Raw genomic sequence first — 16,898 nt, 5'->3', positions numbered from 1 at the left:
GTTAATTCTATTCTAGTTTCCGATCATTACTTTTAAAACTTTCACCCCTTTCAGAGTGTGCAATTTCAACAAGTACATACCGGTTGGAAGTTTTTCGTTTGAATATTTAATTTCATAATGATCACTGTTTTTCAAAGACTGATCCCAAAGTTTCAATCCGTTCATTTGATGCAGTGATACATAGGCATTCATTTGTTCTGACAAACCAATATAAACGCTGAAGGTTCCTTTAGATGGGTTTGGAGTGACTTCAAATATTCTAATTTCTTCTTTTTCATTAGAAACATTATCACCAATAATTCCAAAACGACCTCCTGCAAAAACGCCTACATTTACAGTCTGTACTTTTTCCGCCACACAACCTGCTAACACAGAACGTTGACGGATTGTATATTCACCAGCTTGGGTAAACCTGATTTCATAGGTATAATCTGTTGAGTCTACCACTTCAATTTGTGGTTCAATAGTCCATGAAATATCATCAGGAACAGGCTGAGTAAGATCTACAATAACATAAGTATCAAATTTCTCTTGAGCTGAGTGATCAATCAAGAATTGAGGAATTAAAAGATCATCACGGTGTACAACCTCAAAATCATATGTCGTTTCACAGCCCTCTGTTGTTGTAAGATGTAATGTATAGTTACCCGCTTCAGTGATAATTAAGGTTCTATTGAAATCATCTAAACCTCTATCTGAAGTCCATCTTACATCTTTCCATTGACTACCCGCATCGATAGTGTAAAATGCTCCTTCGCAAATCTCAATAAAGTCAGTAAGATTATGGATGTCGACAACAATTGGATCTGGATCTATGATTTCCTGTGAAAGTGTAATAGAACACCCATTTTTATCTGTAACTACTACTGAATAACTACCGCTTGCCAAGTTTTCAATACTTTCGGTTGTCATTCCATTGCTCCACTCATACGTGTATGGTGCAGTTCCTCCTGAAATACTTAATGCAATAGAAGCATCACCTCCTTCTACACAAGTTGGGTTTACAACTTGTGCTATTTCGCCTTCTAAAGCTGAAGGTGATGTTACAGTATATGTTTTCGATTCCTCACATCCTTTATCAATATCACTGATATATACAGTATATTTTCCAGCACTCAATCCATCTACAAAATTGCCGATTCGTCCATTATCCCAGACATAAGATAAGTTGTTGGTTCCACCTGAAGCATGAACAGTAATTGAGCCATCTTCGCTTCCAAAACAAGAAGTTTCAACAATTTTGACACTATCAACTTGTATAGAAGCTGGATCATTTAATCTGAAAGAAATAAAGTTAGATCTACATGCATTTTTATCTGTCAATTGAAGGTCATATAAACCTTGTCCATAACCTTCCACTTTGAAAGTAGAATCAGTTAGTGACTCAATAAATACGGCATTTGTTGAAGTTAAAATGTAATCTTTTGTACCGCCCGTTGCTTTCAAGACTACACTTCCATCAAATGCTCCAACACAAGATGGATCTGTCAGTTCGATAATCTCTCCAACAATTGGATCAGGTGCATTAATTTGTACTTCTACTCTTTCGAATGTACATCCGTTTCTGTCTGTAACATCAACAAAGTATGTTCCTTTTGATACATTCTGAAGTGATGTTCCTCTTTGATTATTGTTCCACTTGATGGTATAAGGAAGTGTACCTCCTTGCACAAAAATTTCAGCACTACCATCAGATAACTCATCACATGAAGCATCTGTTTTTGAAATCACAGTAACTTGAAGTGGATCTGGTTGCTCTACCAAAGAAATAACGGTGTCCTTAACGCAAGCATTTCTATCGGTGATTATCACTCTATAATCTCCTACAGTGATATTATTCAACTTATTGGTGAAATTATTAAAACCATCCCATTCAATTTGATATGGAGCCTCACCTCCTTGAATTCTGATTTCAATACTACCATCCGCATTTCCATTACACTTTGGAGAAACTAAATCAATTTTAGCAATACTCAACGTATCTAGTTCTTCAATTGTAAATGTTCCATCAGCACTACAATTCAAACTTGAGTTATTATCAGTCACCTTCAGTGAATAAGTACCTACTCCTACATTTTCAAGTAGAGAAGCATTTCCGACTGTTTGTCCTGCTTGATTTGTCCATAGATAAGTGAAATCTCCGCTACCACCTATTGTGTTCACTGAAATTCTACCATCTGTTCCATCTAGACATTTCGGTTGATTTGCATAGTCTAATTCAAGTTTCAAAGGATCTGGATCTTCTAACTTAACGGATGCATTTACTGTACAACCACTATTAGAAATCACTTCTAAAATGTATTCTCCAGAACTCAACCCTTCAAACAATGTTTTGTAACCTGAAGTACTAACCACATTGTCTAAGCTGTCTTTAAGAATTAATGTATTGATAAATGATGCATCTTTATTGATTCCAGCAATTTCAAATGTACCATCACTAGCTCCAAAACATGTAGGGTTTGATTTCTCAAGTATCAGCTTGATTGGATCATCAGCTTCCAATGTGACAATATTTGTTTCAAATGTACACCCTCTTTGATCCTTCACAATCACAACATGATTACCAGAAGCAAGTGCTGTATTTGTATCCTTGCCTTCTACAAAACCAGTGTTATCCCAGTTAAACTCATAAGGTGCTAATCCTCCACTTACAATTACTTGCATCTCACCATCATTCACTTCTTTACAAGTTGAATTTTGGATTGGCAATAATACTGCCTTAAGTGTTTCTCTATCTTGAATTGTTATTCTCAATGTGTTACTAGAGCATCCGTATTGATCATAAGCGGTTACATGATACACACCACTGAAGAGATCTGAAATTAATTCGCTCTTCTCATCAAACTCAAAATTCCCTTTTTTCCATTCATAAGAATAGCTATTTCCTCCACCAGAAGCGATGACTTCAATACTACCTGTTCCTAAACCACAGTTGGACGAATCTGTTGCAACTAATGCCAAAACAACTGCACTTCTTTCTCCAATTGAGATTTGTATAGTAGTATCACATTGAGTATCGTTATGTATAATTAAGGCTTCATAATCACCTGCTAATACATTTTCAAGAAGTTTTCCTTTTTGAGAAGTACCTAACCACTCAATCGAATAATCTTCTTCAGCATAACTTGTCAGCTCATAACTTCCGATCTCTTTGCCACATGATGCTGGTGTTACATTACCCGCTACTTTTCCAAATACATGTCCCACTTTCTCATCTTCAATCTTAATGGTGATGTATGATTCACAGCTCGCATCTCTTAGTTCAAAATTGTATTCTTCATCTACTTTCAAACCTCCCAAACGGAAAGTTCCTGTAGTTGTATTTTGATCTAAAACAGTAATTCCTTCATAAGGCACAAAACTAAACGGACTTTTTCCTGAAGTCGCTTTAATAACCACCTCACCTGTAGGTTGATTACAATAAGGTAATTCTCTCAATGCAATATCTTCTTCAAAAGCAGCTGCATTAATCGCATTCAATTGAACCGTCAGTTCCTCTTGACATCCTCTTTGATCCGTAAGCATCACTTTATGAATACCTTTACCTAAATCACTTCTTGTTACTGATGTTAGGTTATCTTCAACCCATAAAATTGTAAAATCATTAATATTAAGAGGATTATCATCTAAATCTTTGACCAAAAGGTTTACCTCTCCATCTTCAGAATCACAGTTTGGAGATGCTACAACCTCGTAATCTGCATAATAGCCTTTTGTTTCTTGCTCTATGTTAAACTCAATGACTTCAGATTCACAACTCGTAGTAAGGTCTGTCACTTTAATAGAATGCTGACCAGCTTCTAAATTAGAAATTGTAAATGTCAAAGTATTGATATTTTGATAGAATTCACCATCCAAAATTACTTCTACATTATTTGAGATATTTTGAAGTTCAATGTCTACAGATCCTGTATTTAATGCACAATAATCCTTATCTGCAGGTGTTGCATTTAATACGATATCATTTGCATCAAAAGTTAAGTTTCCTGTTACTTCATCACTACAATCACCATCTACTAAAATAAATGAATAATCTCCTCCCCACGATAAGTTTTCAATATTATACGTTCCTTCTGCATCAAATTCAATCTCTCTTTCATCTGAGAAGCCATCACTAACACTAAGTGTATAAGGAGCTACTCCTCCAGTAATATTTACAATTGCTGTTGCTGTATAACTTCCAGAACAACGAACAGGCAAAGTATTATCTGCTTGAACATTTAACTGTAAGGCATCAGGAATATTGATAGAGAAATAAGTAAACTCACTTGTTTGAAGACATGATACATCAGCACCTTTTGTGGCCTTCACATAATAATCTCCAGCTTCAAGACTTTCAAACACACCTAATGTATTAGAAGTCGACTCTACGTAGTTGCCTCCCTCTAACTTGTATAAAATATAGTTTACATCTCCTTGGACTAGGTTACCATCCAATCTTGCACTAACCGCTATACTTCCTAAATCATTCCAGCAAGTAATTTGATTTTCTAAATCAATAGTATTCAATACAAAATTACCCAATGTATAACTGTCAGAGTAGTAAGTATCACATGCATTGTGATAGCTCAAACCAATCCTATAAGTACCTGCGCCTAAATTTGAAAATGTCTCAACGGCATTGTTTGATCCAACCACCTTATCTTCGTCATTCCAGCTTCCTGCAACTTCTTTTTGTAATGTAAAAGTAATTGGCACTGCAGTAGAGGCTATTCCTGTTCTAAGTGAATATAATCCACATCCTTGCTCAGAAGGAATGATATTTTCTATAAATGAGGCTGTAATATCAGGTAATGAAGTGATTGGAATTGTTGGTCCAAAATCTTTCCAACCACAACTGCCTCCCTCATTATATTGAAAGCTATAACTACCATTTTCAAGACCATTAAAAGCGAGAAGGTTATCCATGCCTGCTGATACTGTTTTAACATCAGTAGCATCAAATTCAGTTCTATTTCTTACCCACCTTACCTGGAAAGTATTAGTCAACACATTATTTACACTCAATAAAATTTCACCATCAGCACTTGCTTCACAAGATGTCTTTTTTGAACTAAGGGATAATGATGAGTAAAGGTGCTTCTGCTGTAAGAATTGAGTACCATATAAATCATCCGAATTACTATTAGGCTCATCGATACCTAATTCTGAATATTTCTCATTTTCAAAATTGATATATCTCTCAACATGAGTACATCCCAATGCATCTTCAATATATATTTTGTAGTACTTACCACCTAATAGGTTATTGATTGAGAAAGCGACAGGAGATGTATTCTCTAGCCCAGTACTTGTTCCTACGGAAATAGCATCAAGGTATTCTTCATCATGATAAACAACCCCTTCTGATCCATCATCTTGTTGCCAAATTCTAACAGTATATGGAGCATAACCTCCTTCAACCGACAAATCAAATGATCCATTATTGATCCCTTTACAAGTAGGTATATTCACATCAGAAAGCGTTAATTCAACTGGTACTGGCTCTTTCACTTCAACAACTGCATTGGTAATTGTACCTATACTCGTAGTCTGATTATTTTTATTTATATAAGTCAAACTTATAGTATCAATCGGACGATAAAATTGGCATTTGTCAAAAATCACTTTCACTTCATAGTTGCCTTGGGGTAAATTATTAAAGACAAACTCATCAGAAGCATTTTTAGTAGTTTCTTGTAAAGGTGTACCACTTCCTTGAACAAATAATCCCACCTGATAACTTTGGCCAGTTCCACCAATTAAATTCGAAACCACAAGACTTCCGTCTTCTCCTTCTTTACATGAAGTCCAATTGGAAACAATATCTGCTTCTATTGGAGGGTAATCCGATAAGAAATATGGGAAAGTTGTAGGTTCTTCAACTGTGTCATCATTTTTTACAGCAGTTGCAATAGTTTGAATTTCTGTTTGATTATCATTTCGAGTAGTTTCATCATAGATTGAGTTACTATACTCAGGAGTCAAAGTGATGTCCTTACAAGGGCAATTATATCTATCTTCAACTTTTATTTGTAAAGTTGAACTGATATGATTCCCATTATCAGCCAATCTAAATTGACTTACTGTATCTGAATAGATAGGGTAAGTAGTATGCTGAGTGAAAACATTATAATATCTTTGGTCAGCATTCCGAAGGAAAATTCCACCCTCAACGGATAGTTTTAGAATACCATTTGTTGTTTCATCACCTGTCACAGGAGTACCCGTAATACAAGTTGGTAACTCTGGAGCTTTGAACTCAATTGCTAATGCTTCAGGTGCTTGTAAATCATAGGCTACAGACTTATCATCATGTTCCACATCTGATGCATCAACATCCTTAGAGAAGGCCTCATAAGTAATTGTTATTTCACCAGCTGGAAGAGCATTGTGCGTCTTTGTTTCTGAAATGTATTTTCCTTCAGTAGCGTTATAAGTTGCAGAATAAGTAGTAGAAATCGAGTTTCCATCACCATCTTCATAGGATAATTTATAAAAGATATTATTATCTGCTTGAACATAATAAGGAATACCTCCACTAATCTCAACTTGAACTACACCTGTATAGGCTTTTGCACCAAAGTTACATTGAACATGTAATTGTTCTGTATCTTCAGAATCATCTATATCAACAAATAAAGTGTTATTTGAAGCATTAAAATCAAGTGCTTTTACTGTGATTGCTAAAGGTGGAGGTTCATTTAGAGTCACAACTCCAGAGACAACGACATCACCTGTTGTATTGTCAGTATCAGGGAAAGCAGTACTAAAATCCGTCACCGTTGCTATACTACTTCCAAATGTGTAGTATTTATCCTTCACAACAATTTTATAATCACCTGCACTTAAACCTGTAAAAGAGTGGCTTCCTCTAAAATCATCGACATTTTTGGACGCAATTAATTGATAGGAATTACCAGTATCATCATACTTATAGATTAATGCAGAATAATCTGGTATACCGTCACTGACATTGATTGTGATAACACCATCTGATTGATTATTACCAGAAACTTGATATTCAGTAAGTCCCCCTTTATTTTCAGCGGAAGTTGTAAAAGTTAATGCATCAGGTGCTTCAACTGTATATTGGTCATTGGTATTACTAGGGATTACAGTACAAATACTTTGGTCACTAAATGTTCCAACTTTATAAGTCCCTGCCTCTAAAGCATCAAACTGATAAGCAACACCAGAAATTGTTGTAGAGGATTTCACTTCATTACCTGAATCATCTATCAAGTCAAAAGAATAATTACCAACACCTCCATCAAAATTAACATAGAATGTACCGTCAGTACCTCCATTTCTTGAGACGTGATAAAATTGATCCGCATCCGCGTCATCTTTATACCAGAAAAGATCAGAAGCACTCTGATTTGTAGTAGATGGCTCTTTTTCGAAGGTGATGCTGATTTCTGAAGGTTGAGTAATTTCAATTGTAGTTGTATTTATTTTATATCCATTAAATGTTCCATCTAAAAATAAATCTTCATGTTCTAAAACCCATAAATCATACTCACCGGCAACCACTCCATCATATTGAACATCATAATTTTGAGGAGTAACTATATTTACTGATATAGTATTATCCTCATTATAATTTATTAAAGTTGGTGTACCATTTTTTGGTATCAAAGCAAACTTTATCTCATTTTGATCAATCCCTTGACTAAGACCTCTTGCTCTAGTATCAATAGTAAAAATCAGATTTACAGATTCCCCAAAACAATTAATATGCCCGCTTAAAGCTTTATCTGTCCGATCCTCAACTCCATTATAAACTTTAAGTTCATCAATCAATAAATTAAGCTGATTAGTAATTTGACCTATACTTTCTTTTTTGAAATAGCCTTTCGTACCACTGTCATCAATGACAGAGCTTTTTATATTACCAGCTGTACTGACCCAAATATCTCTTGCCTTGTCAACATTATCCATTAGGAAAATAGTATAGCTCGTATTGAGTTTGAAATTTTGTAAAAAATACTCACCATCTGTACCTAATTGGAAATCTTCTTGCTCATAACCATTAGTTACACCATAAATCTCATAAGACTCTGATCCTCCACCAGGTATTATAGAAAATGACATTTGATGATTCTCACTTAATGGGTAATGATATTTTGTCAGATCTAGGCCTTCATCATTAATTGTATTAATGTTGACACTTCCAGATAACGCTTGTTTTCTCTCAATAGTTAAAGAAGTACGGCCTGTATTTTTAACCTTGTATTCAGATGCATCTCTATTTGAGGCTTGAACTATAAATTCATAAGTACCTACATTTCCTTCACTAAATAATGTTTCTACAGCTAAGATATCTCCTTCACTATCAAAAGGAACAAAAGTTGAAGAACTTCCAGACTCACTTTGTAGCTTTAATGAATACTCATAATTACTATTGAATGATGTATTAATGATACCATCTTTTGCATCATGGTAACTTTCGGTTACAGTCGTCACATATCTATCCCATTGATCAGATGTGAAATTAATTTCATTGGGAATGATATAGCTCTCGGAAACAGAAAAAAAGCTTTCACTTTCATCTTTAAAATGTAAATCAAAATTATAAGTTCCACTTTTTTGTTTATCTCCATAATAAGTAACAATTGAAGTTGCTGAATTTCCTGCACCTGTATCAATGGTTTCAGTTGCTATAGAGCTGTGACCTGTGGCATCAGGTTCCTCACCATATAAAGTGAATATATTATTAATTCCATTTCTGAATAAATCTTTATTATTAAAATTTGTAGTTATACTTACATCATTTACTAAAAAATCATCTGGATTTAAATTAGAGTCTGAAAAGTCTTTACCTGTTACAATAAAATTAGGCTTATCTACTGGGTTTGATACAGTAATAGATACTGTTTGATCACTTGAATTTAAAATTGATGTACTTTCAACCTCAGTGACTCCATCGAAAATATGTGTTGTAAGGACAGAATAAATTTTATCATCATTAAAATTTTGGTGCGCTGGTAAAATAATTTCAGTATTTGAACCATTTAATTCCTCACCGTCATTTTGATATGAATAAAAACCTACAGGCAAACTTGTTGTTTCAGCTGGATCATAATAAAACCCACCTTCATTTGAAACTGAGATTGTAACATTATTTCCAAAAGAAGTTGTGGTAAAATTTGTATTGCCTGTATACGTTGATTTAAATTGATCTTTCCAGAAAGAAGAAAAAGTAATCTCCATTACTTCATTACAATTATTAGCTTTTTTCTGTGGATCTGAAACAATACCTTCAAAAATATCAAATAGATAGGTCGATGAAATAACTTTTCCGTATTTATTGTTGGTTAATTCATCAGAATCATTGTAGAACAATTTAGGTTCATAATATAGGTTAAATTTGTATTCACCGCTACCTGTATTTATGTCTACTAGTTCAATACTATATGCACTATTGCTGGCTTTTCTATAAAACTCTGTGTCCGAGAAATTAAAAGAACCACTAAAATAAACATCAGGTTCGGGACTTGAAGTATCTTCGTATGCTACAAAAGTAATTGAAACAGTCCCATTGCTAAAATCACTTCTATTTACTGTGATGGGAATTACCGCACCATATAAAGGGTCAATTTCTTGATTACCAACAACAGGTGCTTCTAAAATCTTATTGACAATTATTTTATCAGAACTCTGACTTTTAAAGTTCCCTCTTGATACTACTAGAAAAAGATCCTTTCCAATATTTTCATTACCAATTGTTGCACTTGTCAAGCCAAGTGTCTCATTACCAGTCCCTAAATTTGATCCAATATTAGTATTAGTCCCTGGAATTTTAATCTCATTATTATTAATGTCATAAACCTTCCAAGTGTAATTTCCAGAAGCAATAGTTCCTAAAATAGGTGGAGCCAAAAACTTTACACCCTCACAATGTTGGGTATCGTCTGCATTTATCGAAAATAATCTAGTAGGTTTTATAGCCAAAGTACTAGCTTCGACTATTGAAGTTACTAATAAAAGAAGTATGAATAATCTTATTGTTTTCATCATCATTTAGTCTAGTTAGTATTTGATTTGTTTTGGTTCACTCAATTTAGATGAGGCTCCATCTTCATAATTTACTTTCAGCCTATATTTATATTTCCCTCCATCATTAACAGAAATATCTTCCCAAGTTTCAGAACCTTTCTCGACCCTTGCATAGAATCTTAATGGTTCCTCTTCAAAAGACCTATAAATATCAATACTATAATTTCCAGATATGGGGTCAACCCATGATAATTGCACTCCTTTTTCACCCCTACTCAAGGCTAATTTTTCTATCCCTTTTCTAACTTTTGTATCGAACTTTCTGATACCCACTGGCTTTGTAGGAATTGACTCAAGATTAGAATCATCAATTGCAATCATTAGGTAATGATAGGTTTGGTGATCAACTACAGATGAGTCTAAAAAAGATTGCTTTCCCTCTACAACACCGTACTCTTTAATAAGCTCCCAACGTTCTACCTCGCTATTTCCTTTTCTATATAAGAGGTAATAGGCGACATCGTTACTACCACTTGGATACCACTCTAAATAGGGCCCTTCTATGGTACTTTTTGTATAGGAAATCACTGGAGGAGATGGTGGAATAACATCTGGTCTTTTCAATTGTAATGCCTCAGACAGCTCAGATGGATTACCTCTTTTATCTACTGAAAGCACTTTATAATAAACATTTTTAGCTAGTGTTTTTATACTAATTGAATCCTCAAAATTTGTATAAGGGATCTCTTTTTTTGTGATTTGAATATAAACACCATCTTTTTTATTGGCTCTGTATAATCGATACCCAAAAACATCTCTTTCGGGACTTGGTTCCCACGTAATTTGCACTCTACCTAAAGAGTCTACCTCACCTGCAAGATTTTCAGGAATTGAAGGAGGCACACTGTCTGTAAGTTGAATAAACTCAACATAAGACCAGTTGACCTTACCTACTTTATCTTTTGCTCCTAATTTATAATAATTAGAAATCTCTGGTCCTATATCCAAATATTCGCCAGTCTTCACAGGAATATCTTCTTTTAAAATAAAGAAGTCTTTCTCCTTATCGGTTTCAGCTCTTGCCAATAATAATGACTTTACTCCAAGTGCTTTACCTTCGTCAATTTCCCATTTCAATAAAACACTTCCAGACTTATGATCTTCAAAAACTTTTAATTCCGGGGTGAATTCCATGACAGGATAAGCTTCTATTCTAATAGGATTAACATAAGGTCCCCATTCTCCAAAGGCATCTTTACCTTTAATTCGGTAATAATAAGTCCCTTCTTGATTTCCAATACTATCCATGAAAATCATATTAGGAGAAGGTTCATCCTTTGATGGCTGAATAAATGGTGTTTTTGTTACGTCATAATAATTAACACCATCCTCAGACTTTTGTACCCAGTAACTATTATATACATCACTCAACATCAACCAATCCCACGTAAGTGTTACTTTTCCCTCTTTATAGTTGGCTGCAAACCTTTCAGGCTGGGGAAGTTCATAGTGCTCATTTTTAACAGTTGCTAAAACTTTCCCATATTGAATCTGCTCAATACTATCAGGTACTAATGAATGGATTCTATAAAGATATTTTTCACCAAGTTTCACAGTCTTGTCTTCGTAATATAAACCTGACAAATAGGCTGCATTACTTGATTGATCCGCCGAGAATAAGGTATATGAATATCTAGCTTCTCTTTCTTTCACTGTATGAATTAATTGTGCTAAACCATCTTTTGAATAAGCATCTGCATCTAATTTAAACTCACCTCCATATAATGCTTGAGCTGCAATAGCGATATATTGATCTGTAGTATCCTTATTAAATACATTTGTCCATTCCTCTTTTTCTTGAGGCAAGATTTTGTCTTCAAGAATAACTTTCTCCCCCTTTCGCAAGAGTTTACCATTACGAAAAGTTGTAATTCTCTCTAATCTATAACCATACTTATTGAGTAGTTGCCATGATATTGAATTATCTGGAGCCCATCTCAATTTCACATTACTCTTATCCGATTTAACAATCACCTTTATTGTAGGTTTTTCATTATCGGTTTGAGCAAAACTATATTCGCTAACACAAATAAGAAATACTATAAGTATAAAAATAATTCTGTTCATCAGTCTATAGTATTGTTAATTATTAAATTATAAGAAGAATTAGGTTTTGTTTTACCAGGTAAAGTATAATATAGAATGACTGTATAAGGACCAAATGTGATATAAGGAGCTCCAGGAGATTCTAATATATTTATTACCTTATTAAGATTCTTTTCTGATAAGTTATCTAAACTTTGATCGTGATATAGATTAAATAAATTAGTCTGAATATCTAGGTAATCTTTAGAAATACTTCTATCTGTAAAATAGATCATTTCATAATTATCATAATTCAATAAACTACCAGAATTAATCTCTTCTTCACTTAAAATCGGAGGTATAAAACTCGAAGAAACTGCCTCATTATTATTAGCAAATCTGAAGTAAAGACTATTTTTAGGCTTCACCCAACCATAGCTATCTGAAGAATTCCTCCATTCTATATTAGCTTCTAAATGATATGGATATGTATCATATATCAATGGATTAATTCTTTGCTTATAGAACGTATCTTCAAAATCGGCCTCAGCATGTATTAGTTGTTCAATATTTTCTTTACCATAAAATTCATATTGATCAAATGTCTCACCTTTATAATTTGGAATATTAAGGTAGATATATCTTCTGAAAGAAGGTTTGTAACGACCAGTCCAACTTTGACCTATATTCATCCCTTCCATTTTTGCAACGAAAGTTTTGAAATAACTTGTTCTAATATTTGATGAATAAATAACTTTTTCATCATTATTTTCAATAGTTTCAGTCGCTTTCCTTGTTGTTAACTCCAATGTAGACCCACCATCAGAACCTTCTTGTAAGTTTTGTGATGCAGTAGACTCACTCACATTTGCATCTAAATTAAGGGCTGTTTTTGGTAAGTGAACCAACTCAAATGTATACATATTATTTAGAGTCATATCCGATGGAATATCTAATGATACTGTTGTATTATTATCATTATAAGATACATCTCCATAAACAGGTTGTCCTTGATAATTTGTAAACCTTGCTTTTACATCCCACTTATCAGGATTTTCTACCTCAAATAAATAATCCCAACCTTTAATATTCAGTTTTATATATCCTTGATTTGATTCTTGAGGGAAGAAGTTCATTTGTTTATCAATAGGATAACTATAAACTACTTTATCCATATCTATAAACTGTGGTCGGTCTCCAGAAATAAATTGTACTGTTTTGCTTAAATCTTCAGAGTACCTCACTTTCACCCAATCGTTGTTAGACTTCTCTTGGAAAGTAAGTTTAATCCCTAATTCGTACTTAGTTCTTTGCTCTAGCATAGAATGAGGCCTTAAAACTAATGTTGTATTATCTTCATTCCACTCTTCATCAAAAGTTTCCTCACCATGAGAACCTTTTAGGAAAACATTATCAACTCGAATTCTATACCTTTTCTTCTCATTGGTATTTGGATCCATTAGTACCATTTCATCATTCAATGGAACATTAAATACAAATTGAGGAGCTGCAAAAACATCTACATTTTCAGATTTACTTTGAGGAGTTATTGATGCTACAACTTCAACTCCTGCCAATGGACTGGCACCTTCTATTTTACACTCTTCTCCAATTGTAAATTCAAAAGAACACTGCCCTTTCACTGCTCCACCCAAGATATTATAATAACCACCTACGGCACCATAACAATACATTGGGTTAGGTCCTTTGAACTGAAGTAATGCGGCTACGCCTAAATCTAGAATGGCGAATTTACCTTTCACAAACCACAAATCAACTTTAACACCAATAGCCGCTTTTACATAAGCATATACTTGACCTTGAGCATACCATCCTTTGATACCAATTTGTCTACCCGTGTTAGCACAAACTGCGTTAGCTCCATAATTGGCTAACATAAGGTCAAACCCAAAACCTGCTTTGATGTCTGCATAGAAAATCAAAAATGTTTTTTCTCCCGTATCAATTTTCAATGAAGCACCGAAAGCTACACCTCTACCACCTGATAAAGCACTTTCGTTCCTTCCTCCCGATTCTGGTTCTGGGGTTAATCCTAAAATTTCTTTCACCTCATCCGGTGCTTCAAATCCAGAAGGGAGATTATCTCCTAACATGAAATAAGAAGTTGCTTCAACTGCTCCTAACAGCTTTAAGTAAATCGGGTTTTTATTTGTACCAATGTGAATATACCAGCTATCAGGTTCAAAGTGAGCAATTGCTCTACCTCCACCTTCTAACACACCTGCTTGAATACTAACGTTTAACTCACCATGATATACTTGGTTCTGGAAATCCAGACTCACTACAATACCCGCAAAAATTGGGGCATCACTTGCATTAATATAAGCACATTGTGAATCAACTTCTCCATGATCTGGAGGTTCTGGTGTGGCTGTTGCATCTCCTTCTTTACCTCCTGTAGCGGAATTAGCGTCATCCATTACTTCAGCCATCTTCTGGAGTTTAGCCATGTCTAAACCTCCAATTTTTGGTGGTGTCATTAAATTGGCACAACCAATAAACATTGCTTTTTGAACGCCTCCTGTTTTGTAGAAGTTCATCTCAAACTGCGCTTCTACAAAAGCGGTTTCTTTCCTTACAATTGCCATTATAATGATGGCTTTAAAACCAAAGCCGGCATTTTTATCGGGTACATACACTCCACCTGTTGCGGAAGGAGTTGCATTTCTTAGCGAGGCATCTGCTTTAGAATAACCTACTTTTGTCATACCATAGTAAATACCTCCACCGAAACCGTGGAAAGTCAATGGTCCTACAGGAATTCCTGCATCAAGAACTGCCAATGCATCAACATACCAATATCCTTTCCCTTCTTTCTTACCGAAAATCACTGAAGCTTCAACGGCTACTCCACCACCACTCATTGGGCCTAATTTCGCCTCTAAAATTCCTTTAAAAACATCTCCGTAAATTGGATCGTCTTTTAGAATCTCAATTGTACCTTTTATATCGTAGACATTTTCTTTTCTTGCCTCAATTGTTACTTTCGTGATGTCCGTTCTGACATATTTCCAAGAACCATTACCATTATCACCAATAATTTTCAGTCCTGCTTCTCCTCCGAATCCTTCAGAACCTTCATGAAGTGACAGTCCGACATCTAAATCAAGCCGGAGTTCTGTCCCCTTCGTATTCATCCCTATTTCATCAATACTTATTTCCCGTCCAAATACTTTCTGGGTGAGTAAATCTGAACTTAACCCAAAGGCCGTGGCGGAAACATAAGGGGTTTCGGTTTGTATCATTAAACCCTGAAAATCAATATCCACCAATTCCAGCTTGGCGTCTTTTGTGGCGACATTCATTGCCCCATCAAGATCTACACCGGCATAAAATTCTCCGTCTTCAATCTGTATTGTGATATCCGTCCTTGTCAGCAACAAAGTACTATTTTCTCCAAAAGGCTTAAACTTCAAAGAATCTGTTGTAGCGGCTGAAAATAAAAAATCACCGCTCATTTGAACTTGCGCTTGATAACTTAGTACTCCAACGGTATCAGAAGTTGGTATTTGGAACTGCCCCACTAAATCAGCTTTCTGGAACTGCCCCATCAAGATATCTACTTCAATTTTTTCTAAAGACAATGCCCAACCTGCACCAAGCTGTCCTTTTTCGAGGGATAGTAAATAATGAGCCTGGAAATTTCCGGTTAAGCCATTCTTATCTATAATTAAACCATTGACCCTAAACGAGGTCCGGTTTTTATTAGCCCCCGCAAGTGCCTTATCATCTGCCTTTTGTTGTTCCTCTGTCTTTTCGGTTGTGCTATTTTTATCGTTTTCAGCTTGCTCTTTTCTTACTTTATCAAAGTCACTCGGCATCATTACGACAGCCGATTTAATATAAAATCCTTTCCATAGATTCTGATTCCCTTCAATAAAGTCTGTAGATTCATAACCTTCAGGAAATACCACACTACCATTGGTTATTTCTGATTGATCGTAAACTACATTCTCTGCTTTAAATACAAATCCTCTATCATTCTTTTCCCCCATTCTAAACATGGGGAGATTGACTTCTAAATATAAATCATCCCAGGATTCTATTTGGGTTGCTACTTTAGCACGAATTTGACCATTTGGTATAACATCTCCTTCTTCTGTTGCTGGTCTGATTAATTCCCTGTTAAATACAACATCAAACTCAACACCCATACCTTGATATCCATCGCAACCAAAGTTCACATAAGTCTGTCCACCATTATTAACTCCTTTAAAATCAAGGGTTATATCTTTTGAGAGTTTTACGGGGTAATCTTTTAATAATGCTAATTTCCCTTGACCTCCAATTCCTCTTTCTTGACTAAATGGAATATCAAAAGCACCGAACATCAATGTATCTGAAGAGTTAGGAAAAGCAACGCCCATTCCTACATCAATTTTGGTTCCTTCAGGTGTTAATTTCACCTTGTAAATAACAATTTCGAAAGAAGTACCTCCTACATTCTTACTTATACCTACGGGCAATGAGATTAGATCTTCCTCAGACAATAGAGATACAAAAAGCTTGTTTTCTCTAATTTTGTTCAAGGCTCCTCTAATTTCACCAATTTTTTCACTTACAGGTACACCATCTACCATTTCAGGTGCATCTTCTAATCTCTTCACATCTATTTTTTCCTTTTTGATAGGCACAGATGGAATTTCTACATCAAAATCTCTAAAACGTTGGAATTTCGATGCTCTATGAACTGATTCACTCTTAACTGGAGGTGCTTCATTACGATCTACCGACCAGCAATCGACATGAATAAAAAACAGTAAGACAAGAAGTATATTTAGTATTTTGCTCATCATCATTTAGTCCGTTTT

Annotated in this window: 3 protein-coding genes; all 3 read right to left on the bottom strand. The window is 34.8% G+C overall.

The genetic code is table 11. From position 1 onward, the window contains the following. Positions 1-12: 12 nt before the first annotated feature. The 3 genes from AVL50_RS29660 to AVL50_RS29650 are packed head-to-tail and all read right to left on the bottom strand — an operon-like array spanning position 13 to position 16,880. On the bottom strand, positions 13-9,999 hold the full coding sequence (locus tag AVL50_RS29660; RefSeq protein WP_172826950.1) for a T9SS type A sorting domain-containing protein: 9,987 nt from the start codon (positions 9,997-9,999) through the stop codon (positions 13-15). A gap of 15 nt (positions 10,000-10,014) precedes the next feature. After that, on the bottom strand, positions 10,015-12,108 hold the full coding sequence (locus AVL50_RS29655) for a fibronectin type III domain-containing protein (protein ID WP_062621185.1): 2,094 nt from the start codon (positions 12,106-12,108) through the stop codon (positions 10,015-10,017). Beyond that, the gene (locus tag AVL50_RS29650) at positions 12,108-16,880 is read right to left on the bottom strand and encodes a hypothetical protein (RefSeq protein WP_157491675.1); all 4,773 of its coding nucleotides are present in this window, start codon (positions 16,878-16,880) and stop codon (positions 12,108-12,110) included. Before AVL50_RS29650 ends, AVL50_RS29655 begins: the two co-directional genes overlap by 1 nt. Positions 16,881-16,898 lie beyond the last annotated feature (18 nt).

It is taken from the genome of Flammeovirga sp. SJP92 (assembly GCF_001583495.1).
Taxonomy (GTDB): domain Bacteria; phylum Bacteroidota; class Bacteroidia; order Cytophagales; family Flammeovirgaceae; genus Flammeovirga.
The sequence above is the reverse complement of the archived record's forward strand: the minus strand, read 5'-3'. Positions and strand labels throughout refer to the sequence as shown.